This window comes from Klebsiella sp. 141162 (assembly GCF_050600755.1).
GTDB lineage: Bacteria > Pseudomonadota > Gammaproteobacteria > Enterobacterales > Enterobacteriaceae > Klebsiella > Klebsiella aerogenes.
Genome location: NZ_JAQIRI010000001.1, coordinates 1,257,176 through 1,276,473, shown reverse-complemented (window position 1 = coordinate 1,276,473; position 19,298 = coordinate 1,257,176). Strand labels below are relative to the sequence as shown.

Annotated in this window: 24 protein-coding genes; 4 read left to right on the top strand and 20 right to left on the bottom strand. The window is 50.8% G+C overall.

Annotated elements, in window-relative coordinates; genetic code table 11:
* Nucleotides 1-70 precede the first annotated feature (70 nt).
* Complete coding sequence (gene hpxO, locus PGR23_RS05990) at nt 71-1,225, top strand: FAD-dependent urate hydroxylase HpxO (RefSeq protein WP_047067531.1); 1,155 nt, start codon at nt 71-73, stop codon at nt 1,223-1,225.
* Here hpxO and hpxR read toward each other — a convergent pair.
* Nucleotides 1,204-2,139, bottom strand: coding sequence for a LysR family hpxDE operon transcriptional regulator HpxR (hpxR, locus tag PGR23_RS05985; protein WP_213797222.1), 936 nt, complete (start codon nt 2,137-2,139; stop codon nt 1,204-1,206). The genes hpxO and hpxR overlap by 22 nt on opposite strands.
* Before the next feature lie 125 nt (nt 2,140-2,264).
* On the opposite strand from hpxR, the gene hpxD reads away from it, so the two are divergent.
* Together hpxD and PGR23_RS05975 are read left to right on the top strand one after the other, a co-directional pair.
* Nucleotides 2,265-3,302, top strand: coding sequence for a molybdenum cofactor-independent xanthine hydroxylase subunit HpxD (gene hpxD / locus PGR23_RS05980; protein ID WP_396279684.1), 1,038 nt, complete (start codon nt 2,265-2,267; stop codon nt 3,300-3,302).
* Between the two features lie 15 nt (nt 3,303-3,317).
* Nucleotides 3,318-4,286, top strand: a complete 969-nt coding sequence (locus tag PGR23_RS05975) for a PDR/VanB family oxidoreductase (protein ID WP_430915617.1) — start codon at nt 3,318-3,320, stop codon at nt 4,284-4,286.
* A gap of 23 nt (nt 4,287-4,309) precedes the next feature.
* Here PGR23_RS05975 and PGR23_RS05970 read toward each other — a convergent pair whose 3' ends face one another.
* Together PGR23_RS05970 and PGR23_RS05965 are read right to left on the bottom strand one after the other, a co-directional pair.
* The gene (locus PGR23_RS05970) at nt 4,310-4,915 is read right to left on the bottom strand and encodes a hypothetical protein (RefSeq protein WP_396279683.1); all 606 of its coding nucleotides are present in this window, start codon (nt 4,913-4,915) and stop codon (nt 4,310-4,312) included.
* Between the two features lie 40 nt (nt 4,916-4,955).
* Nucleotides 4,956-6,215: a mechanosensitive ion channel family protein gene (locus PGR23_RS05965; protein WP_045394337.1), complete on the bottom strand. Its 1,260-nt coding sequence runs from the start codon at nt 6,213-6,215 to the stop codon at nt 4,956-4,958.
* 224 nt (nt 6,216-6,439) lie between these two features.
* Between PGR23_RS05965 and ivy the strand changes: the two genes are divergently transcribed.
* Nucleotides 6,440-6,889 (top strand): Ivy family C-type lysozyme inhibitor, encoded by a 450-nt coding sequence (ivy, locus tag PGR23_RS05960; protein ID WP_047079170.1) that lies wholly within the window; start codon nt 6,440-6,442, stop codon nt 6,887-6,889.
* Between the two features lie 57 nt (nt 6,890-6,946).
* On the opposite strand, the gene PGR23_RS05955 is transcribed toward ivy, so the two are convergent.
* The 17 genes from PGR23_RS05955 to PGR23_RS05875 all read right to left on the bottom strand — a co-directional run bounded on the left by PGR23_RS05955 (nt 6,947) and on the right by PGR23_RS05875 (nt 19,265).
* The gene (locus PGR23_RS05955) at nt 6,947-7,534 is read right to left on the bottom strand and encodes a hypothetical protein (protein WP_396279682.1); all 588 of its coding nucleotides are present in this window, start codon (nt 7,532-7,534) and stop codon (nt 6,947-6,949) included.
* Entirely contained in the window at nt 7,534-7,866 is a 333-nt protein-coding gene (locus tag PGR23_RS05950; RefSeq protein ID WP_213797218.1) for a thioredoxin family protein, read from the bottom strand. The genes PGR23_RS05955 and PGR23_RS05950 overlap by 1 nt, the downstream gene beginning before the upstream one ends.
* Nucleotides 7,867-7,940: 74 nt before the next feature.
* Nucleotides 7,941-8,333 (bottom strand): DUF4150 domain-containing protein, encoded by a 393-nt coding sequence (locus tag PGR23_RS05945; RefSeq protein WP_015366584.1) that lies wholly within the window; start codon nt 8,331-8,333, stop codon nt 7,941-7,943.
* A 10-nt stretch (nt 8,334-8,343) separates the two neighbouring features.
* Nucleotides 8,344-8,949, bottom strand: a complete 606-nt coding sequence (locus PGR23_RS05940) for a DUF3540 domain-containing protein (protein ID WP_020078770.1) — start codon at nt 8,947-8,949, stop codon at nt 8,344-8,346.
* Nucleotides 8,950-8,960: 11 nt separating this feature from the next.
* Entirely contained in the window at nt 8,961-10,031 is a 1,071-nt protein-coding gene (locus tag PGR23_RS05935; RefSeq protein WP_063415316.1) for a pentapeptide repeat-containing protein, read from the bottom strand.
* A complete protein-coding gene (locus tag PGR23_RS05930) occupies nt 10,028-12,568 on the bottom strand; it encodes a DUF2169 family type VI secretion system accessory protein (RefSeq protein WP_396279681.1) in 2,541 nt (846 codons plus the stop codon). Before PGR23_RS05930 ends, PGR23_RS05935 begins: the two co-directional genes overlap by 4 nt.
* A gap of 45 nt (nt 12,569-12,613) precedes the next feature.
* Nucleotides 12,614-12,985, bottom strand: a complete 372-nt coding sequence (locus tag PGR23_RS05925; RefSeq protein WP_396279680.1) for a hypothetical protein — start codon at nt 12,983-12,985, stop codon at nt 12,614-12,616.
* Nucleotides 12,986-13,004: 19 nt separating this feature from the next.
* Nucleotides 13,005-13,385 (bottom strand): DUF3592 domain-containing protein, encoded by a 381-nt coding sequence (locus PGR23_RS05920; RefSeq protein WP_047048427.1) that lies wholly within the window; start codon nt 13,383-13,385, stop codon nt 13,005-13,007.
* Nucleotides 13,386-13,391: 6 nt separating this feature from the next.
* Nucleotides 13,392-13,790, bottom strand: coding sequence for a hypothetical protein (locus PGR23_RS05915; protein WP_047079165.1), 399 nt, complete (start codon nt 13,788-13,790; stop codon nt 13,392-13,394).
* 92 nt (nt 13,791-13,882) lie between these two features.
* On the bottom strand, nt 13,883-14,230 hold the full coding sequence (locus tag PGR23_RS05910) for a DUF3592 domain-containing protein (protein ID WP_047048433.1): 348 nt from the start codon (nt 14,228-14,230) through the stop codon (nt 13,883-13,885).
* A gap of 105 nt (nt 14,231-14,335) precedes the next feature.
* Nucleotides 14,336-14,725: a hypothetical protein gene (locus PGR23_RS05905; protein ID WP_063447103.1), complete on the bottom strand. Its 390-nt coding sequence runs from the start codon at nt 14,723-14,725 to the stop codon at nt 14,336-14,338.
* Between the two features lie 40 nt (nt 14,726-14,765).
* Entirely contained in the window at nt 14,766-15,152 is a 387-nt protein-coding gene (locus tag PGR23_RS05900) for a DUF3592 domain-containing protein (RefSeq protein WP_042897410.1), read from the bottom strand.
* Between the two features lie 68 nt (nt 15,153-15,220).
* Nucleotides 15,221-15,598, bottom strand: coding sequence for a hypothetical protein (locus tag PGR23_RS05895; RefSeq protein WP_047048436.1), 378 nt, complete (start codon nt 15,596-15,598; stop codon nt 15,221-15,223).
* A 42-nt stretch (nt 15,599-15,640) separates the two neighbouring features.
* Nucleotides 15,641-15,988, bottom strand: coding sequence for a hypothetical protein (locus tag PGR23_RS05890; RefSeq protein WP_225526355.1), 348 nt, complete (start codon nt 15,986-15,988; stop codon nt 15,641-15,643).
* Between the two features lie 200 nt (nt 15,989-16,188).
* A complete protein-coding gene (locus PGR23_RS05885) occupies nt 16,189-16,563 on the bottom strand; it encodes a hypothetical protein (protein WP_021469585.1) in 375 nt (124 codons plus the stop codon).
* Nucleotides 16,564-16,595: 32 nt separating this feature from the next.
* Entirely contained in the window at nt 16,596-16,994 is a 399-nt protein-coding gene (locus PGR23_RS05880; protein WP_045360889.1) for a hypothetical protein, read from the bottom strand.
* 12 nt (nt 16,995-17,006) lie between these two features.
* On the bottom strand, nt 17,007-19,265 hold the full coding sequence (locus PGR23_RS05875; protein WP_141238710.1) for a type VI secretion system tip protein TssI/VgrG: 2,259 nt from the start codon (nt 19,263-19,265) through the stop codon (nt 17,007-17,009).
* Nucleotides 19,266-19,298: the final 33 nt, after the last annotated feature.

Genomic DNA, 19,298 nt, shown 5'->3' with positions numbered 1-19,298 from the left:
ATTTCGCAGGTTCTGCTACCTGGTATGCAAATTGCTGAACCCCTTAAACAACACACCTAAGGGGAAGACAATGAAAGCAATCGTGATTGGCGCGGGAATCGGCGGGTTGAGCGCCGCGGTGGCGCTACGTAATGCAGGCATCGCTTGCGAAGTGTTCGAAGCGGTAAAAGAGATTAAGCCGGTTGGCGCCGCGATCTCTATCTGGCCCAACGGCGTCAAGTGTATGAACCGCCTGGGGATGGGCGAGATCATCGACGCTTATGGCGGCCCGATGCATTATCTGGCGTATAAGGAGTATCAACGCGGGGAAACGCTCACACGGTTCAGCCTCGCGCCGCTGGTTGAACGTACGCAGGGCCGCCCTTCGCCTGTGTCGCGAACGGAACTGCAGCGCGAGATGCTCGATTTCTGGGGGCGTGAGCAGGTGCGGTTCGGCAAGCGGGTTACCCGCGTGGAAGAGCATACCGACGGCGTAACCGTCTGGTTTACCGATGGTAGCGAGGCGCACGGCGATGTGGTCATCGCCGCCGATGGCAGTCATTCGGCGCTGCGGCCATATGTGCTCGGCTATACGCCGGAACGCCGCTATGCCGGTTACGTTAACTGGAATGGTCTGGTCGATATTGATGAGTCCATTGCTCCCGCCGATCAGTGGACGACGTTTGTTGGCGAAGGGAAACGCGTGTCGCTGATGCCGGTGGCGGGCGGACGCTTCTACTTCTTCTTCGATGTGCCGTTGCCGGCCGGATTAGCGGAAGATCGCCTCACCCTGCGCGACGATTTAACCCGCTACTTCACCGGCTGGGCGCCGCCGGTGCAAAAGCTTATCGCCGCCCTCGACCCGCAGACCACCAACCGGATAGAAATTCACGATATTGAACCTTTTGATAAGCTGGTACGTGGCAAGGTGGCGCTACTGGGCGATGCCGGACACAGCACCACGCCGGATATTGGCCAGGGCGGCTGCGCGGCGATGGAGGACGCGGTCGTGCTGGGGAATGTACTACGCGAAAACAGCGATATTGTCACCGCGCTGCGCCAGTACGAAGCATTGCGCTGTGAACGGGTGCGTGACCTGGTGCTCAAAGCGCGTAAACGCTGTGATATCACCCACGGTAAAGATATGGCGTTAACCAAAGCCTGGTATCAGGAACTGAAAACGGAAACCGGCGAGCGTATTATCAATGGCTTGTGCGAAACCATTCAGGGCGGGCCATTAGGCTGAGAGTGAGCAGCGTTACGCATCTCCTCCATCACCAGCGTTAGTTTTTGAATCGCCATTTGCGCCGGACGAGATAGCTGGCGCGATGGCGCGGTGCATAGCGCCAGGGTCAAAGGCCGCAGCAGCTTATTACGTAGCGGCACAAACGCCAGCGAACCGTTGTTTACCTCGTCCTGCACGTCCAGCAGGCTCAGGACCGCCACCCCGCCGCCTTTAAGCACCAGCGATTTAATCAGACGAATATCATTGCAGCTAACGGTGTTGGGCGGCGAAAAATCATAATGGCGATAGAGCATTGTCACCCGGTCATGCACTATTAACGGCGCGCCGGGAATAATATGCCGTTCATCGCTAAGTTCCCCCAGCGAGATCGCGGGCGCAGCGGCAAAAGGATGGTGCGGATGCAGTACCACCCCGACTTCCATTTCAATAAACGCCAGTACGTTGAGACCCGCCTGACCTTCAGGATCGAGGATCAGACCAAAATCGACATCGGCCTGACGCACTCTGTCGCTGATGCTCTGGCTATCGGCGACCTGCAACATCAGTTCAAGCCACTCGCACTGGTTGATAATCTCTGCCAGCGCCGCGGCAAAACTCCCTTCGGCCAGCGCCTGCACCATACCGACATTCACCGTTCCGCGTTTTAGCCCCTGCAGTTCATCAAATTTCTGTTGGGTTACGCGAAACTCTTTTTGCCAGCGCAGCAGATTGTCATACAGCAACTCGCCTGCGGTGGTCATCCGCAAACCTTCCGGCAGCCGTTCAAATAGCGGCGTGCCGAAGGACGCTTCAGCCTGCAGTATCTGGCGGTTAATCGCCGAAGCCGAAATATGCAGTTTTTCCGCCGCCCGACGCAGGCTGCCGCTGCGGGCCACTTCCATAAAATAGCGAGCAAAGCGTGAGAAAGGACTCATCGGTTACCTGTACTGATTTTTGCAACGGATAGCTGAATTAATGCTGATGGATGTCAACACCCTACTATGGCAACAATTAACTCACAACAATTAAACAATCACTTTAGCCATCAGGAAGCAAAACGATGAACAGACAACCGCTTATGCCGCCCGCGCATTGCACCTTTGAACCCCAGGACTGGCTGCGGCTGGCAAAATGCTGGCATCCAGTGGCGCGTAGCGCGGATATCGGCCGGCAACCGATGAAGGCAACCCTGTTGGATGAAAAGCTGGTAATCTATCGCCTGCACGAACGCGTAGTGGTCGCCCGCGACGCCTGCCCCCACCGCGGGGTACCATTGACGTTAGGTTTTCATGACGAAGAAGGTATCATTTGCCCTTATCACGGCCTGCGCTTTGGGGAAGATGGCCGCTGTAACCGAATCCCCTCTAGTCCAAATCAGCCGATACCGGCGAAATTAAATCTGACCAGCTACGCGGCGGAAGAGCGCTATGGTCTGGTGTGGGTCTGTCTCGATTATGATGCTGACAATCCCCCGCAGTTACCGACCATGCCGCACTGGGCAGACGACGGATTTCAGCAACTGACCTGCCCGGCTTTTGAGGTCAATGGCTTCGCAGGCCGTCAGGTTGAAGGGTTTCTTGATGTGGCGCATTTTGCGTGGATCCATACCGACACCTTCGCCGATGCGGATAATCAACAGGTTCCTGACTACCTGCCTGAGGAAACGGAAAATGGGTTTGTCGTCGACTACTGGAGTACGGTCGGCAATTATCCGGCAAGCGCCGGCTACCGCGCTCCGGAGGGTTTTCAATGGCTGCGTCGCTTTGAGATGCATTTGCCCTTTACCGCCACCCTGACGATTCATTTCCCCGGCGAAGCCCGGCTGGTAATTATGAATGCCGCCTCGCCCGTCTCATCACGGGTCACGCGAATGTTTGCCCCTATCGCCCGCAATTTCGACCTGCATGTGCCGGTGGAGGAAGTCTACGCCTTCAACCTTCGCGTGTTTGAAGAAGACCGGCTGATGGTAGAGAGCCAGCGTCCGGAGACGCTACCTCTGGATCTTACCCTGGAAGCACATATTCCTGCCGACCGTAGCTCAATTGCCTACCGTCGCGGCTTGAAGCGGCTGGGTTTCGGTGAATTTTTCCTGGTCTGAGCAAGGAGTTATATGATGAGTACTCTGATTGAGGTGGTTGTCGATGGTCTCTGGCGTGAAGGCGAACATAATCTGGCGGTCACGTTGGTGACGGCTGACGGCGGTCCATTACCCGCATGGCAGCCCGGCGCCCATATCGATCTGCATCTGGCGAGCGGCGTAACCCGTCAGTATTCACTCACCGGCAGCCACAGCAGGCTGGAGCGTTATCTGATTTGCGTGGCGAGAGCGGCAGAATCGCGCGGCGGTTCGCGCTACATCCATGAGACGCTGCGACCGGGTCAGAGGCTGATGATATCACCGCCGAGAAATCAGTTTGCCCTGCAGACGGCGCGACACGTCACCCTGCTGGCCGCCGGGATTGGCATTACGCCGCTGTATAGCATGGCGCGGGCGTTAGCGGCGCAGGGAAATCCGTTTACCTTACAGTATTACCTCAAACGCCTTGAAAACGGCGCCCTGGTAGCCGCGATTGCCCGCAAGCTGGCGCCAGAAAACGTGAGGATTTATAGCTCCGCTGAAGGCGGGAGCCCGCGAGAAAATCTGGCTGGCAGATTGAGCGTTCCTCACCGTGAGGATCGGCTTTACGTGTGTGGTCCGGCGGGATTTATGGCCGCCGCGCGCCAGGCGGCGGCAATACAAGGCTGGCAGGCTGAGCAGATCCATGAAGAGGCATTTCAGGCGTCAATGCCCGCGAACGACGCCCGGCCAGAAGAGACGTTTACGGTGACGCTCGCCTCTTCTGGCCAATGCTGGCCCGTCGCCGCCAATCAAACCATCGCGCAGGTATTGCAGGAAAATGGTGTGGCAGTGCCGCTCTCTTGTGAGATGGGAATTTGCGGCGCCTGTCTGACCAGAGTGGTTGAGGGAGAGGTGGACCATCGTGATACGGTGCAGTCAGCAGCAGAAAAATCCACCATCGTGCAGCATGTCGCGCTGTGCTGCTCCCGCAGCCGCAGCACGAATCTGCTCATTGATTTATAAAATAAGGCCAGGCGAACCCTTTTCTAACGTGAAGCGCGGCGCTGCATTTGGCGCCGTATATTAAGCTGTTTTCGCCAGACCCTGTTATGTAAATAAAGGGCGTTTGCACGGTAAAAAGTCTGGCTATTTATGCATCGGATACAGCCGAACATAAATAATAGTCCCAGCACGGCGCTGATGAGAAATCCTGGTTTTAGTCCGGCGCCGAATAATGCCCCGAGGCAAACAGAAAGAAAATAAACACTCGCAACCAGACCACTAAAAACCATCAAAGCCAGTGATAATTTAAGCGCCAGAAAATTGCCTCTGGCAACAAAGTACATCGCCAGAACCATTACCAGACTATAAATTAGCGATACAGGCACAATCGCCGCCATCACGGCATACTGCGGCAGCCCAAATAGATCGAACATCGCCAGGCAGAGATAAGGTTGAGCCAGGGCAAAAGCGAACATGCTCAGAATCATTGCCCCTATCAGCGGTATTCCTGACATATGCCAGCCGACCGGAATACCCATCCGGTCTTTTAATCTGTCTTTAAGCTTCTCCAGTTGCTGCGGATCGTTGGTTTTTATTCTGTCCCTGACGACCGCACTGAGCAGCAAACTGTATTTAATGAACTTCAGCATCCTCTGAACATCCTGTTGTCGAGATGGATATACGCGCCAATTATGGCCCTTCCGTCGACGGCGGTGTCGTCGTCCGTAAACTGTTTTCCTGCGATAAGCGCCAGAAATCATGCCCGGCGGGATACTGGTAAAGACGCAGTGAAAACTGCCCGGCCACGGCGGTAATGTATTCAAAAATAGCGGATTGCGTGTTCTCGTAATCCATCCATAGCGTCGAGGAGGTAAAACAGTAGATTTCCAGCGGCAGCCCGGACGGCGACGGTTTTAACGTCCGCGCCACGATGTACATATCTTTAATGATATCTGGCCGTTCGGCGAGATAGCTCATCAGGTAATGGCGAAACAGCGTCAGGTTAGTCAACCCGTTATCAATAAACCAGCGATCCGCGACGCCGCCCGGATCCCGGCCATCCAGTAATTTACTGAGCGGCTCACTCACCCCGCGGATTGCCAGCATCGGGGTTAACATCTCCTGATTCAGGAAGGTTACCGAGTGCTGATCGATATTAATGCTACGCATGATCCGTCGTGCGCCGGACGAGAACATCGCCTGCCAGTTGGTATACGTTTCTGTGAGGAAATTCTTGGTCGGAATACGCGAAATGGTGTTGTCCCAGTTACGGATAGTAATGGTATGCAGCGCGATATCCGTCACTTCCCCGCTCAGGTTCTTGTCGGGCATTTCGATCCAGTCGCCCAGTTGCAGGACATCGTTGGACGATAGCTGGACGTTGGCCACCAGCGACAGCAAGGTATGTTGAAACACTAACATCAGCACCGCCGCGACGGCGCCGAGGCTGGAAATGATAATCACCGGTGATTTATTCGACATCACGGCGAGGATCATTATCGCGGCCAGAATGTGAACTAAGATTTTACCTATCTGGATATAGCCTTTGATGGAGTGGTTTTTACGTTTGGTCTTACGCAGATAAGAGCTATTGACGATATCCAGCATTTCGTTGAAGAAGATCGACAGAAAAATAAAAAACAAAATTCCGCAGATGGTATTAATCGCCGTTACCAGCGATGCCGGCATATTGGGCATAAACTGCAGAACGTAGTAGACGATAATAACCGGAATGAAGTTTGACAGTTTCTCGGCGATACGGCGGTCTTTTTCCAGCGGCACGTCCTGTTTATGGCTGGCGAAGAACACCTTGCGTATCACTTTAATCAGCAAAAACTTGCACAAAAGATGGGCAAAGATGCCGGAGACGACCAGCAGAATAAGGTTAAAGCCGATCGCCAGAGCCGGATTACTTTCAATAAACGTCAACAGATGATTCAAATACGCCATGCGTTATCGCCTGAATTAATATGCCCTTTTGTATTAGCCATTTACTATCAGCTATTAATACAAAAATTTAACCAATGTGCATCATGACATGTCAAAGCCGCATAAGTCCACGCTTTGCGCGGGGGATCACATTCATTGTATAAATATGTTCATTTGCATTAATGATGCTCTGCGCCCACTATTAAGGGGCCCGAAATGAGGACATATCAACTCCAGGAGGAAACATGTTCAAAGCACTTGCCGCCATCATCGCACTCACTGCATCCGCCAGCGTCATGGCGCAAAGTGATGTCACGCTGACTTCACTTGCCAAAGATAATGCGACCAAAGCGTCGTTCAGCCAGATGGTTAAAGGCCATAAACTCCCGGCCTGGGTTAACAGCGGTGGTACCGGATCCCCGGCACAAACCGTGAAACTGGGATCTGAATCCTGGCAGGTATTAAGCGCCTGTAAACCACACGATTGTGGTAGCGAACGTATCGCCGTGATCTGGTCGGAAAAATCCAAACAGATGGCGGGCGTCTTCTCGGTGGTAGATGAGAAAACATCGCAGGAAAAACTGACCTGGCTTAACGTCAGCGATGCGCTGTCGATTGATGGCAAAACCGTGCTGTTTGCCGCGCTGAGCGGCAGCCTTGAAAACCATCCTGACGCGTTTAACTACCCGCAATAAACAAAACCCCTGGCTATCCGTTGATAGTCAGGGGTTGCTCACCGTCTTCGCCGCTCTCTATTTACGCTGCCGGCGTAGTGTGCCCGCGAGAAGAGCCAACCGCTGGCTACGACAATAAATCGCGTACAGCACGAATCCCTGGCGGTTAAATATTAGCCGGCAACACAGTAATGCCAGCGCGGCGAACGCCAGCGGCCAGAGACTTTCACCTGCGCTAACCATCGCTCGCAATGCTTGCACCACCGTTGACGCTGAGAGGAGAAGAAATAACGCCAGAAATCCCTTCAGCCCGAGGGTATAACCGCGAGCCAGCAACACGCCGCTGGTTAACAGAAAAAATATTATCACCAGCGCCGGTACAAAAAAACTCGCTACCCGTATCGGTGCCGAGAATGGCGGGAGCGTCTGCAAAAATGGTAGCAAGTTGAATGCAAAAGCCACTAAGAACAGTGGGAATAGCGCGGCGACCGGAAATGGGTTTTGCCGGGGAAGTTCGCCTGGTGGACGCGAAAAGTAGCGTTCAAGTCCTGGCGTGGAGTGATTCAGCAAGCTGGCGTCCCGGCGCGCAATAGCGCGGTCTATCTCCCGACCATGCTGCAGGAGATCGTAGAAGACGGGCCCCACTATCGGAGAAACTATCGACATCAGATGAGGGCCTGGGCGCGAATTATCGCTGCCAAAATAGTGCTGAATGTTTGTGGGCCGCTGAGACGCTCCACCACCTGACCATCGCGGAAAACAAGCGTATTGGGTAACCCCCAGACGCTATATTTCGCCGCCAGCACCGGAGCCTGAACAACATTTACTGTACCGACTAAAACATCAGACGGTAGCCGGTCGGCCGCCTGGAGAAAAAGACTTTCGCTGCTTTGACAAGGGCCGCACCACGGCGCATGAAAACGCACAACAGCCACGCCGTTATAGCGTTCAACTTGCGAGAAATTGTCTTCATTCCACTGAATGACGCTCGGATTCATCTTGACCCTTATAACTCTGCACAAAAAGTGATTCAGTTGGGCGATTGTAATCGTTTTCTCGCATAGCCGACAGCTTACGGCGCCAGCATCAATACCTTGAACTGGCTGGGTACGATGCGCATACCGACCGCGTTTGTCGAATTTTGCAGGCTAACGCTGGTTAGACGCGTCGCCGGCGTGCCTTTCAGCAGCACGGTAAATGCGCCGGTCAGATGACGCGATGGTCCCATCACCGTACCTGACGCTACCCCGGTCGCCACGCCGGGGTTATCGCCGTTGGTGAGCGGCGTCACCGTCGCCATATTGTGCGCGGGCATGCCCATAAACAGAATATTGAGCGCGTTAGGGATCGCCGTCGGCCCCAGCGCGATATCCGGATAGGGAATCGGCGTTGGCGCCGGCATCGGCGTCAGACAGACGTCGGGAAAGGCTAAATCGACACCGAAAAGCTGGCAGTTGGCAAACATGATTAGCTCCTTAGCCCATATGAATCTGTTCTGAATCGACTTTGGTGATCGCTTTTGAGGTGATGACCGTATTGTGCGCATGCAGCCGGGCGTAATCTTCCGCTTTCATATCCAACTGCCCGGCGCGCACCTGCTCGGTCTGCCGGGTGGTGCGCAGCAGATTGTGGCTAATTTGCGTCACCGTTTGCCAGACCGATTCGGCGCGCTTGCCGACAATACGTGACAGTGTCACCCATGCCGAGAGTTTATCGCCGCTGTAGTTCATCTCGCTGATATGGCAGTCCCCCTGCGCGGCATTGACGCACAGGCGCTGACCGCTGAGGCTGAGTTCCCCCTGACTTTGAATATGCAGGTCACCCGGTACGCTGAGCTCCGCCTGGCGGCTTTCATCACGCTCCAGCACCGCTAACAGCCAGATCTGGTTGTCCACGCTGCTGATGAGTACGCGATCGCCAGCCTGCGGCGCGATCAGACAGCTGACCGCTCGCCGACAGTGCCAGCCGCGCCCTTCGCTCTCGACGGTCACGCTACCGTCGGCAAAGCAATGGGTCACCGTGCCGGAAGCCTGCGCCGGCGGCATCGCCGCCTGGGCCAGTTTGTGATTAATAGTTGTCATCTGTTGTCTCCTTAACAACGGCTGTGGCGCTGGGCGCTCCACGCCTCAGCGGCTAATAACTCTTCATCGTATTCCAGAATCCCCTGACGGCCGGTAAACAGCGCTTCGTCCTGGCGGGCGCGATGCAGGCGGGTGCGGGAAAAGGTCGCGCCGCGCAGATCCGCCTGGCGCAGGTCGGCGGCGGAAAAATCACTCCACGTCAGATCGCAGAGCGCGAATCGCGCTCCGGCGGCCTGAACCCGCTGTAAAACGCTCTGGAACAACCTGCTCTGGCTAAAGTCGGCCTGCTCCAGTATCGCGCCGACAAATATTGCCTGGTCGAACCGGCTGCCGCGACACTGGGCGCCGCGCAGATCGGCCTCCATAAACAGCGCCTGGCTGGCATTCACCTGATTGAGCTCTGCTTCACGCAATGACGCGCCTTTGAAATTGCACTGGGTTAACTGGGCGGCGTTAAACTTCGCGCCGTCCAGCGGACAATCGGTGAACTGGCAGCCGGTAAAGCCCTGCCTTGAATAGTCTTTGCCGCGCTGATCGCACTGGAAAAACACCAGCCGGTCGCACTGCATTCCGTCCAGTGCGGTGTCCCGCAAATCAATATGGTAAAAGGTGGTCAACAGACCGCGGCTTTGCGCAAAGCTGGCGTGAGTCAGGTCAGCCTCATAAAACACGCTGCGTTCCAGCGTTGAACCGCGAAAACGGCTCCTGCTCATCTGGCAACGCATAAACTGGCTGCTTTGCAGCGTCGTTGCCGAGAAATCGCTCTCTTGCAGGTCGCACTGATTAAACACGCAACTATCAAGCGTGGTTTCAGCGGCCTGAAGATGGGCCATTTCACACTGATTGAAGGTCGTCTGCTTAAGTTGGGCGCCTTGCAGCTGCAGGTTCTGCAGCTGGCACTCGGTAAACAGGGCTTCATGCAGATTGGCATTTTGCAGATTAGCGCCGCGTAGCGACACCTCCTGAAACAGTCCGCCGGAGAGATCGCAGCCCTGCAGGTTGATACCATCCAGCGATATTTCATTGAGTGGCTCGCCGTTTTTGATGCGCTGAACGATCTCCTCCGGGCTCAGTATCGTCATATCACTTCTCCATCGCGCTTTGGCAGGGTTTTAATGCGTTTGGTCCATGCGCCGTCCAGCCGCGTGGTTTTACTGGTAAAGGATTGTGAAAGATCGGCGCGGAACAGATTGGCGCCTTCGAAGTTGGCCCCGGCAAGCTGGCTTTTTTGCAGCAGCGCGCCCATCAGATTAGCGTCGGTAAAATCGGCCTCGCGAAAATCGGTGCGAACAAACAGACTGCCAACCAGATTAGCGCGTACAAAGCTGGCATCACGGCAATCGGCCTCACTCAGATCGCTGTTTTCGATTTTTGCCAGCGCAAAGCACGCGCCCTGTAATGGCGTCTGGCGCAAATTGCTCTGCTGCAGCGTTGCGTGGCTGAAGTCGGCGCCGATAAGTGAGCTTTCCGACACCGCAGCGCTGGCTAGCCATGTTGCAGCGCTAAAATCAGCGCGCTCCGCTCGGGTCTGCACCAGCGAACAGCTTTCCAGCGTCGCCTGATGGAAAATGGCATGCTCCAGTTCAGATTGTAAAAACGAGCATTTGTGCAGCCGCGCGTGGCTGAAATCAGGTTGTGCCAGCGTCAGTTCCATAAAGACGCAGCCATCCAGCTCGGCGCGCTGAAAACGGCAGTCAATCAGGCTGATTTCCCGAAGGATCAGCGTTTTTAGCGTCGCGTTATCGAAAATGCATTGCGCAAACAGCGCGTTCTGTAGCTGACTATCTTCAAAGCGAGCGCCGGTGAAGTCGCTTTGATGGCACTCCGCCAGTACCAGGCTGGCGCCGCTAAAATCACAGTTACGCAGCGACGAATGTTGTAGCTCCGTTCTGGCCAGCACGGCCCCCTGAAAAGAGGCGTTATCCAGCTGACAGTGGCTGAGGTCCGCGCATTCCAGTAACGCCTTTTCAAAATTGGCGCCGCGAAAATCCATGCCGGAAAAATCAACGCCGGTCAGATCCATCCCGCTAAAATTGCCGCCCTGCGCCATGGTACGCTCGGCGCGTTGGCGCAGGATCATCGCCAGATCGCCCTTCAGCCGGACCGCCGGCGGCTGATGCTGCACCGCGGCCAGGTACATCTGATGTAGCGCCTCGCGCGTTTGCGCGCGCTTCTTCTCGCTCAGTTCCTGCTGGTGCTGATGTAGCATCTCCTGCATCCGGTGCATGGATTCGGGGCCGCGCGGTTGGTTTTCATCGTTATTCAACTGCGGATATTGCGCCTCCATCTCACGTTTGCGCTGTTGCGCATCATTCTCCATTTCCTGCGCCTGACGCTCCATGTCGGCGATAAACTCCGGCAGGTCTTCAAGCTTAGGCAACGTGGGCTCGTCGATATCCGCCAACAGGCTATCGATATCACCGCCGCTGGCTTCAATGGCGGCGCGGTGCTGTTCACGCAGCAGACGAGCGCGGTTTTTCATATTCTCCTGCTGCGGACTCGGCGACTGTTCAATTTCATTGTCGATCCACGGGCCGATGGTCTCTTCCGGTATGAGATCCTTTTCGCGAAAGGAGAAGAGCGCGCCCTTCTCTTTATCCATTCGCTGGGCCAGTACCTTGCGATAGTGATTAAGCGAACGGGCGGCACCCTCTTTTTCCAGCGCCGGGATCAGCTGCAGGACGTCGGCGGCATCGTCTTCATTGATACGAATGTGCCCCTGCCAGATAAGCATCATCTGTTCCCGATGGGGAAAGAACCATACCGTGGTGGCGCGTAAGGCAATTTCTTCGAATAGCGTTTCATCCGCGCGCTGGCGATGAATAAAACAGCGAGCCTGCCACGGCGGCAACTGGCCCTCCTGCATTGGTTTCTCTGGATGCATATTCCAGATCCGCCATTTCGCCCCTGGCGGCAAGGTATCCCGATCCTCCCACCATTGATCCGAACTGGCGGCGTTAAAGACTTTCCAGTCAATATCGCGGGCAAAACCGGGAAACTCCTGTTGTAGCCAACTGGCATCATATTTTTTGCCCATTCGGCTAAAGCGCCGCGGCCACTGAATATCCAACGGGCCAAAACTTGCCGGCTGCGGTTTCTGCTGCGGCGAGCTTACTCTTCCCTCCAGTGGTTCAATATTCGGCAGAGGATGATGCTCGCGCCCCTGCTGTTTTACCGGCGCGACACCAAGACCGTGCGGGTTGTCGGCATAATCACCGCCGCCAAAGGCGCGGCTCCAGTCGAGGCGCATTTCGCTGAACGGCTGCGGTCGGGTCATACGTTGCCCCGTCCACTCGCGATCGCCGAACACCACCAACGACTTACTCAGTTTGTCGATATCGATGCGCGCCACGCAGGCGCTTTTTTCCTGCTGATGATGGGTATAGGCAAAACCGGTGGCAAGAAATTCGGCGCGGACTTTAGGGATGGCCATATCCACCACGCCGGCGCTGGTTTGCAGTTCGTCGGCGGCAAGCTGCCACAGTTCCATCTCGGGGCGCAGCTGCGGGTTTGGCCCCATATCCGCCAACGCCAGCACCGAAACGCCAAGATAATTTTTGCCCTGCCAGCGGAATGGCCGGTTCAGTACGCTCAGGCGTAAGGGTTTAATGATTTTCATATAGCCCTAATGCGATAGGTTCTTAAGGGGAATTGATGCTTAGCATCAGACATTACGATAATCGAGGTAGTAGAAATGTTGTGGGTCGTCATGGTGAACGCGAATATTGATTAATTGATTCACCTGAACCTCAGATTGGTCTTGCGCGGGGAATATAACGCCGCGGATGCCCTGCAGTTCTTGCTCATGCCAATGATAACGAAGGGTCAAAATGGCTGAGTAGTGATTATTAATTCGCTGGTCGCGATCGTATTTGATCTGCAGGATGGTGGCCTTAACATTGACACTATTCATTTTCGTTTTTTTATCTTGTCGCGCAGAGCGTATATTCTGCATCGCAACCCAGGCCACAAAGAGCAATACTACCAGCGGAATGGCCCATGCCATGGTTAGCATTATGGTAGAGACAATTTCCATGTTATCTCCTGATTAGCTGTCACAAAAAAAGCGGCCTGTCATATAGCGCAATTCTCTGCGGGTTCGCCGGATCGTATTTAATCGTTGTGCCATTACCCGGCTTAAAACGTTCAATGTCGCTGAAATTCAGGGTGTGATTCAGGCTAGCTTGAACTTCAACCTGCTCGCGGGTCTTAAACTTAAAGGTGATACGATAGATCGGTTTACTTCCGCTCCAGGCGCTGGTCTGGTGTGCGGCAATGATATCCGCGTTGACCGCAATCCCTGATTGCAGGACCTCACTGTGGGTAAAACTATCCTTTAAGTACGGGTAAACATCCTGATAAAGAAAACGGGCCATGGGATAGATACCAAACACCAGGACAATCAGCCCCATGACGATAAAAAAGAGTATATCCATAGTGAATTAACCCACATCACCGATTTGCATAATAGCAATCTTATTGCCGCGTCCTTTCTTAACGACAATGGACAGCCCTTTACGTAATAGATGTATTTGTGCTGGTGCAATCAGCGCCTTGGCGCAAAATAATTGAGGCATTTCATCGATGCGAAAATATATATCGAAAAATAGATTATTACCGAGCATTACATTAGTTTGTTGCCAGAATTCAATCCGCGACCTCAGTAAGTCTCCTCGCCAGCGCTCGCGTTTTAAAAAGATTTTCACTGACTTTAGTTGTAACGATGACTTTCTGAATGTGAAATAGGTGGCTATCATGAATAATATACTTACTGACAAACCAATAATCACGGGTATCATTTCCCCTGGAGACATATTGGTGATCCATTTTTCAAATGACATAATTATCCCTGGTGGGTTTCAGTTCAGGCTTCACAATTCATGATTTTAGGTAAAAAGACATCTTGGTTTTCTCACAATATAGAGAGACTCCATCACTCCATCTCCCAAGGTGTTGGTAATAACTCTTTGGGATTATCAGGCATGTAGTAGATGTAAATAGTATTGTTTCTCATGATTTTTACCATATTTTGCGGGGAAATATACTGTTTAGCCGTTGCCGTCACCAGACCTGAGTCAGTATTGAAAGATAATTCCATTTTAAGTTTAGTGCTCCCTCCGCCACTCGCGCCAATTTTTTCCATGCTTAATATTTTAGCCTCGGTACGAATGCCATTTGCCTTAAACTTATCATAATTGGAGCCTGAACGATAACAATATAAGAACAAACCAAACAAAATTAAAATGGCTAATATTAATGTTTCCCACATAGAGTCAAACATAATGATCCATTAATGATGAAGTTCACCACATATTAGAAATTCTGTGAGTGTTTTTAAGTGGCCACCTAAATGGCCACGAGCATAGAAGTCTAGTGGATACCCTGTTTATTCATAATCCACATCCATAACAGCCATTCGTTTTGGCGGAACGCCCTCATGCTTTATAGTTAATTGAAGTCCCGATTTTAATTTGGGGATTTCTGAAGCACGTACCACGGCGGCAGCATTATACTGTTTTGTCGTACCCTCAATGTTCGCCTCAAAGGTAAATACAAAATAATAATCAAAATTATTGGTCGCGTTAGTTTGACGCCAACTTACCAGAGATGCGTTTTTTATCTCACCGGGCCAGCGCTCACGGCTTAGCCAGTTTTTTATTTCAGTAAGGTCCCCGCCCTGTCCTTTGAGACTTCGCAACGAACCGAACAACAGAAAAAAGCTAAATGCAACCGATGCAATAACAATTAACAAAGAGTGTTGATAAATAAAGTTCATTGTTAGCTCTTTTAGGTTTTAAATATAAATAATTGTCACATTATAAAAATAATGGTCTGTCATAAATTGCGATTCGTTTAGGATTTTTAGCGTCGTATTTTATTGTTGTCCCATTGCCGGGTTTAAATCTCTCAATTTCTTCAAAGCTTAGCCCCATATCAACACTCGCTTCGGTTTCAACACCTTCAAGAGTTTTAAATTTTAAGGTCAAATGGTATATTGGCTTATTTCCACCCCACATACTAGTTTGATGAGATGCAATAATATCGGCATTTACTGCGATTCCTGTTTTAAGAACAGCGCTTTCAATAAACCCAGCCTTGATCATAGGGATAACGGAACTACGAAAATTCCGCCCAATAATATAGAGTGCTATAAGGCATGCCACAAGCAGAATATAAAACCATTTTGTATTTAGAAAATCCATTTAATCAATTCCAGGTTGTGATTTTATAGGTAGAATGAAATATCAAATACTACAGCACCATTACACATTTAATAATTAACGGAAGTAACGGTTATCTTTACAAGCGTGTCATTACTGTACTTTACTGATAATAACATTCCTTTCTTTAATTTATGAATGTCACCGGGTCTTACAATGCCTTTCGCAATGTATTTTTTTACATAACCGTTTATATTTGCACTAAAATAGAAATCATAAATATAATCATTGCCGTACTTTGTTTCTGTCTGACGCCATGATTCTAGCGGAACCTGGATTGTTTGACCGGACCACTTATCTCTCGATAACCAGTTTTTAATTGCTGAGACTTCAGATTTATTCGGTTTGAATGCAGCGAATGATATACCTAATGCTATGATTGTCACCACAATGCCAAAGATAAAAGATGATTCCGTGATGACATTCATAGGGTTGCATCCGTGCTGTTAACAAAAACTATCATCAATAGTTTACTCCATATCTCCAGGAACAAGGTAGACTTTTTCAGGGGCACCTGGGAGGTAATATAAAAAAACTGTATTTTTCCTACCAATTTTAACCATTTCTTCCGGAGTTATAAAGCGACGAGCATATGTGACGACAACTCCATCGGGAGTCATAAATTCCAATTCAAACTTAAATTTCATATTTCCGGTGCCAGAGGTACTTATATGTTGTTTACTAATGATTTTAGCTTCAACTTTAATGCCTTCCTTACGAAACTTCTCATCATTATTTCCTGACTTCATTATACTGTATAAGAACCACCCCAAAACTAAAATGGTTATAAAGATAGACCACATTGTTGAATTTGACATCGTAAAATCTTACATTAAGTGAACCATTGATGGCTGTCTTATTTTAAATGCAAAAAATTGAGAAATCGTTAGGTTCTGGATTGATTATTTATTACCAGCTAAAACCAATGGAAAGGAAACGCAGCATTTGGAGGCCGTTTCTATGCCATGTTCCCTATCAAAGGGTAAAGCAGCAATTATATGTCGTGCATCGACTAGTATTAGCCTACGCTCATGACTGCTGTTTTTTTTGGGGGTACTCCCTGGTATTTGAACATTACAGGCATATCCTTTTTTAATTTAATGACTTCAGAGGTCTTTAACACAGTTGCTGCTTTATATGTTTGAGCTTCACCACTCAAATTAGACTCGATAGTAAAAATATAGAAATGGTCAAAATTATTGGTAGTTGATGTTTGTTTCCATTCTTTTAATTTCCCTGTTGCTAATTCGCCGTTCCAGTTGTCTCTTGCAACCCAATTTCTTATTTCACTAAAATCTTCCTTCTGTCCCTTTAATCCTCTGAGACAGATGAAGATGAATATCAACATTACACCTAACGCAATAGGGCCTGAGTGTTCAGAAAGAAAATTCATACCTGCACCTGGCATGTTAAAACGCGTCGTTTCTAACGAGGCACATTAGAAATTGCCAAAGGTTTCCCATTGGAAGGGTCTGTAACAAAAACAATGGATTTAGTTTTACTATCTAGTTTAGCTCTATAAATAGAACCAACCTGGTAAGCATCAAGAGCTATTAATTGTATGGTTTCATCATGTTTTTCGAGTAGCCATGTTTTGTTATCAGCAGCATTTGCCACCCTCAAGTCCATTGTTACTACAGGATTGTTGTTTATGAAAACTCCGCTTTGCTTCATTGATAAAATTGTAACATAAACATCATCTCCCTGTTCCATTATACTGTGCTCTCTCTGTTGTGAATTTTTCACTATTCTATTTGCGAAATAAAAACACACAAAAATAATTAAAAACGTCAATACTGCATTTATAACCCAAGAGATAGACATATAATCCTCTGACTACATTAACATATGAAGTGCAAATAATGCGGTTCTTAGACTGCCGCTGTCAACCCGAGCCCCTTCGACTCGTTGAGCATTGATAACGGTACGACCAAATGTCATTCCTTGATGTGAAATATTTATTCCTGTTGCTGCATAGCTAACACCCTTAAAGGCGACACTTCCTGTTGAAATTGTAACATATTGGCCGATGAAATCCATTGCATTTTGGGCAAAGCTTTTCTTTTCTACATCGTTATGTTCAAAAACGGGAGAGTCAATAAAAACTTTTGTTTTGCTTTTTATTACTATTTCTTCTGGTGATTCAATCTTCACTTTTCCTGTAACGGTTTGCATCCAGGCGCCATCTATATCTACATTAACTTTCCCCTGAATATTTTGTTTTTGCCCTCCAGATTTTATAGTGAATACATCTCCGTTACCAATTGTCGTTTCTTTTTTCCCATTGATATGAATGGTTTCATTGGCGAGAACTTCCTCATTGTTATTCCCATCCAGAGTTAGCTCGCGATCACCTTTAATTTTTCGGATGTCACCTCCATTTTGTATATCTGTTTTTCGACCGTTTTTAATTATAGTTTCTTCACCATTATTATATTCTTGCAGCTCTAGATCTTCTACCTTAGTTGTTCTTTTCTTCTGATAATGAAAGGATGAATCACCAACGACAGTATCACTTTGCTCTTTTCCTATTGTGGTAGTACGGCAACCATCAATAGTTACATGTTTATCATTCTCTACCGAGATCTTCATATCTTTCTCTGAATGCATCTCGACGGATTCATTGCCCGGATTATCTTCGAAGAACAAGAAACTGCTGTTATCAATATTCCCATCCTTACTCCGCGTCATAAAGCCCATCCGGGTGGCGTCGCCGGGGAGATCCCATGGCGGCATGCTGGCTTCATTATACACACGTCCGGTGACGATCGGGCGGTCAGGATCGCCGTTGATAAAATCAATGACCACTTCATCGCCGACGCGGGGAATTTGCACGCCGCCAAAGCCCTGGCCTGCCCAGGCGCTCGACACGCGAACCCAGCATGAGCTGGTGTCATCGCCTTTGGCGTGGCGGTCCCAGTGAAACTTCACTTTGATGCGTCCATACCTGTCGGTCCAGATGCTTTCCCCTTCAGGCCCGACAACTTTCGCCGTCTGCGGGCCATAGGTGCGCGGCCAGTCGGTTACCTGCGCCGGGCGATAGACTACCGAAGAGGGGATCACTCTAAAATGGATTTGGTGCGAGATATCGCTATTACCGCCGCTGGCGTAGCTGTTCTCTTCAAATAAGTAATCTGCGGAGGTCGTCAAATATTCGCCGTTATCGCTAAAGAATGGCGCATTGGTTAGGGTAAACGTTGCGCCGGGAGCGATGCCCACCGCGGTGGCGGACGCCTGAATTTGCTGATGTTCTACCTGCCAGCGCTCCTGGCGGATACGGGCGTAGAATTCACCGTGTCCGTGATCGACAAACCGCCCCGGCCAGTCGTACACGTCGATACTGCCCGGCGAGGGCGATGCCGGGTTCTGCCGCGCCTGAAACAGCCAGGCGTTAGGTTTACGGAAATCATAGTCATCGAGGCTGTAAATCCCCGGCGTCACGCTATCTTCCAGCGCCCACTGACCGATCCCCTCTTCAGTGGTAATACCGCCCGATGCCGTCTGGTGGTAGGGAATGGTTTCATAGCCGCTTACCGGTTGATGCTGGGTGGCTGAATCGGTCAGAACCATCGTATGTTTACCCGCCTCGTGACGGAAATGGTAGGCAATCCCCTCCAGCTCCATCAGGCGGCTGATAAAGGCGAAACTACTTTCCTGATACTGGACGCAGTAATCCCAGACGCGGTAACTGCCGTTCAGCTTATCCTCAACGTTGACCTGGTATTCACTCAGCAACGTATTGATGATCTGCGGTACCGTCTGCCCCTGGAATATACGCAGGTTGCGGTCGAGTTTCATCGGCCATAAGTCGGGTTCAACGGTCAGTTGGTAAGCGGCGTAGCGGATACCGCTCAGTTCAACGGCGCTCACCGCCACGCGGGTAATTTTACCGTTGAAATAACGCGAACTCAGCGCGTTTTGCGTCGGAATGGTCACGGTGACCGGCTGGCCAAGCAGCTTGCTGCGATCCAGACGCGCATCGCTGCCAAGCAGCGTTAAGCTGAGCTCGAACATTTCCGACATGGCTTCATGTCCGCTGAGTTTCCAGAAAAGCAGCCCCTCAACGGGTAGCTGAACGGTGATCCTGTTAGACATAATATTATTCCATTCAGGGGGATACAGTTTGTG

Excerpts from the sequence above, each read along its gene's own strand:
- hpxO (WP_047067531.1), top strand. The coding sequence starts at position 71 with ATGAAAGCAATCGTGATTGGCGCGGGAATCGGCGGGTTGAGCGCCGCG.
- hpxR (WP_213797222.1), bottom strand. The coding sequence starts at position 2,139 with ATGAGTCCTTTCTCACGCTTTGCTCGCTATTTTATGGAAGTGGCCCGC.
- hpxD (WP_396279684.1), top strand. The coding sequence starts at position 2,265 with ATGAACAGACAACCGCTTATGCCGCCCGCGCATTGCACCTTTGAACCC.
- PGR23_RS05975 (WP_430915617.1), top strand. The coding sequence starts at position 3,318 with ATGAGTACTCTGATTGAGGTGGTTGTCGATGGTCTCTGGCGTGAAGGC.
- PGR23_RS05970 (WP_396279683.1), bottom strand. The coding sequence starts at position 4,915 with ATGCTGAAGTTCATTAAATACAGTTTGCTGCTCAGTGCGGTCGTCAGG.
- PGR23_RS05965 (WP_045394337.1), bottom strand. The coding sequence starts at position 6,215 with ATGGCGTATTTGAATCATCTGTTGACGTTTATTGAAAGTAATCCGGCT.
- ivy (WP_047079170.1), top strand. The coding sequence starts at position 6,440 with ATGTTCAAAGCACTTGCCGCCATCATCGCACTCACTGCATCCGCCAGC.
- PGR23_RS05955 (WP_396279682.1), bottom strand. The coding sequence starts at position 7,534 with ATGTCGATAGTTTCTCCGATAGTGGGGCCCGTCTTCTACGATCTCCTG.
- PGR23_RS05950 (WP_213797218.1), bottom strand. The coding sequence starts at position 7,866 with ATGAATCCGAGCGTCATTCAGTGGAATGAAGACAATTTCTCGCAAGTT.
- PGR23_RS05945 (WP_015366584.1), bottom strand. The coding sequence starts at position 8,333 with ATGTTTGCCAACTGCCAGCTTTTCGGTGTCGATTTAGCCTTTCCCGAC.
- PGR23_RS05940 (WP_020078770.1), bottom strand. The coding sequence starts at position 8,949 with ATGACAACTATTAATCACAAACTGGCCCAGGCGGCGATGCCGCCGGCG.
- PGR23_RS05935 (WP_063415316.1), bottom strand. The coding sequence starts at position 10,031 with ATGACGATACTGAGCCCGGAGGAGATCGTTCAGCGCATCAAAAACGGC.
- PGR23_RS05930 (WP_396279681.1), bottom strand. The coding sequence starts at position 12,568 with ATGAAAATCATTAAACCCTTACGCCTGAGCGTACTGAACCGGCCATTC.
- PGR23_RS05925 (WP_396279680.1), bottom strand. The coding sequence starts at position 12,985 with ATGGAAATTGTCTCTACCATAATGCTAACCATGGCATGGGCCATTCCG.
- PGR23_RS05920 (WP_047048427.1), bottom strand. The coding sequence starts at position 13,385 with ATGGATATACTCTTTTTTATCGTCATGGGGCTGATTGTCCTGGTGTTT.
- PGR23_RS05915 (WP_047079165.1), bottom strand. The coding sequence starts at position 13,790 with ATGTCATTTGAAAAATGGATCACCAATATGTCTCCAGGGGAAATGATA.
- PGR23_RS05910 (WP_047048433.1), bottom strand. The coding sequence starts at position 14,230 with ATGTTTGACTCTATGTGGGAAACATTAATATTAGCCATTTTAATTTTG.
- PGR23_RS05905 (WP_063447103.1), bottom strand. The coding sequence starts at position 14,725 with ATGAACTTTATTTATCAACACTCTTTGTTAATTGTTATTGCATCGGTT.
- PGR23_RS05900 (WP_042897410.1), bottom strand. The coding sequence starts at position 15,152 with ATGGATTTTCTAAATACAAAATGGTTTTATATTCTGCTTGTGGCATGC.
- PGR23_RS05895 (WP_047048436.1), bottom strand. The coding sequence starts at position 15,598 with ATGAATGTCATCACGGAATCATCTTTTATCTTTGGCATTGTGGTGACA.
- PGR23_RS05890 (WP_225526355.1), bottom strand. The coding sequence starts at position 15,988 with ATGTCAAATTCAACAATGTGGTCTATCTTTATAACCATTTTAGTTTTG.
- PGR23_RS05885 (WP_021469585.1), bottom strand. The coding sequence starts at position 16,563 with ATGAATTTTCTTTCTGAACACTCAGGCCCTATTGCGTTAGGTGTAATG.
- PGR23_RS05880 (WP_045360889.1), bottom strand. The coding sequence starts at position 16,994 with ATGTCTATCTCTTGGGTTATAAATGCAGTATTGACGTTTTTAATTATT.
- PGR23_RS05875 (WP_141238710.1), bottom strand. The coding sequence starts at position 19,265 with ATGTCTAACAGGATCACCGTTCAGCTACCCGTTGAGGGGCTGCTTTTC.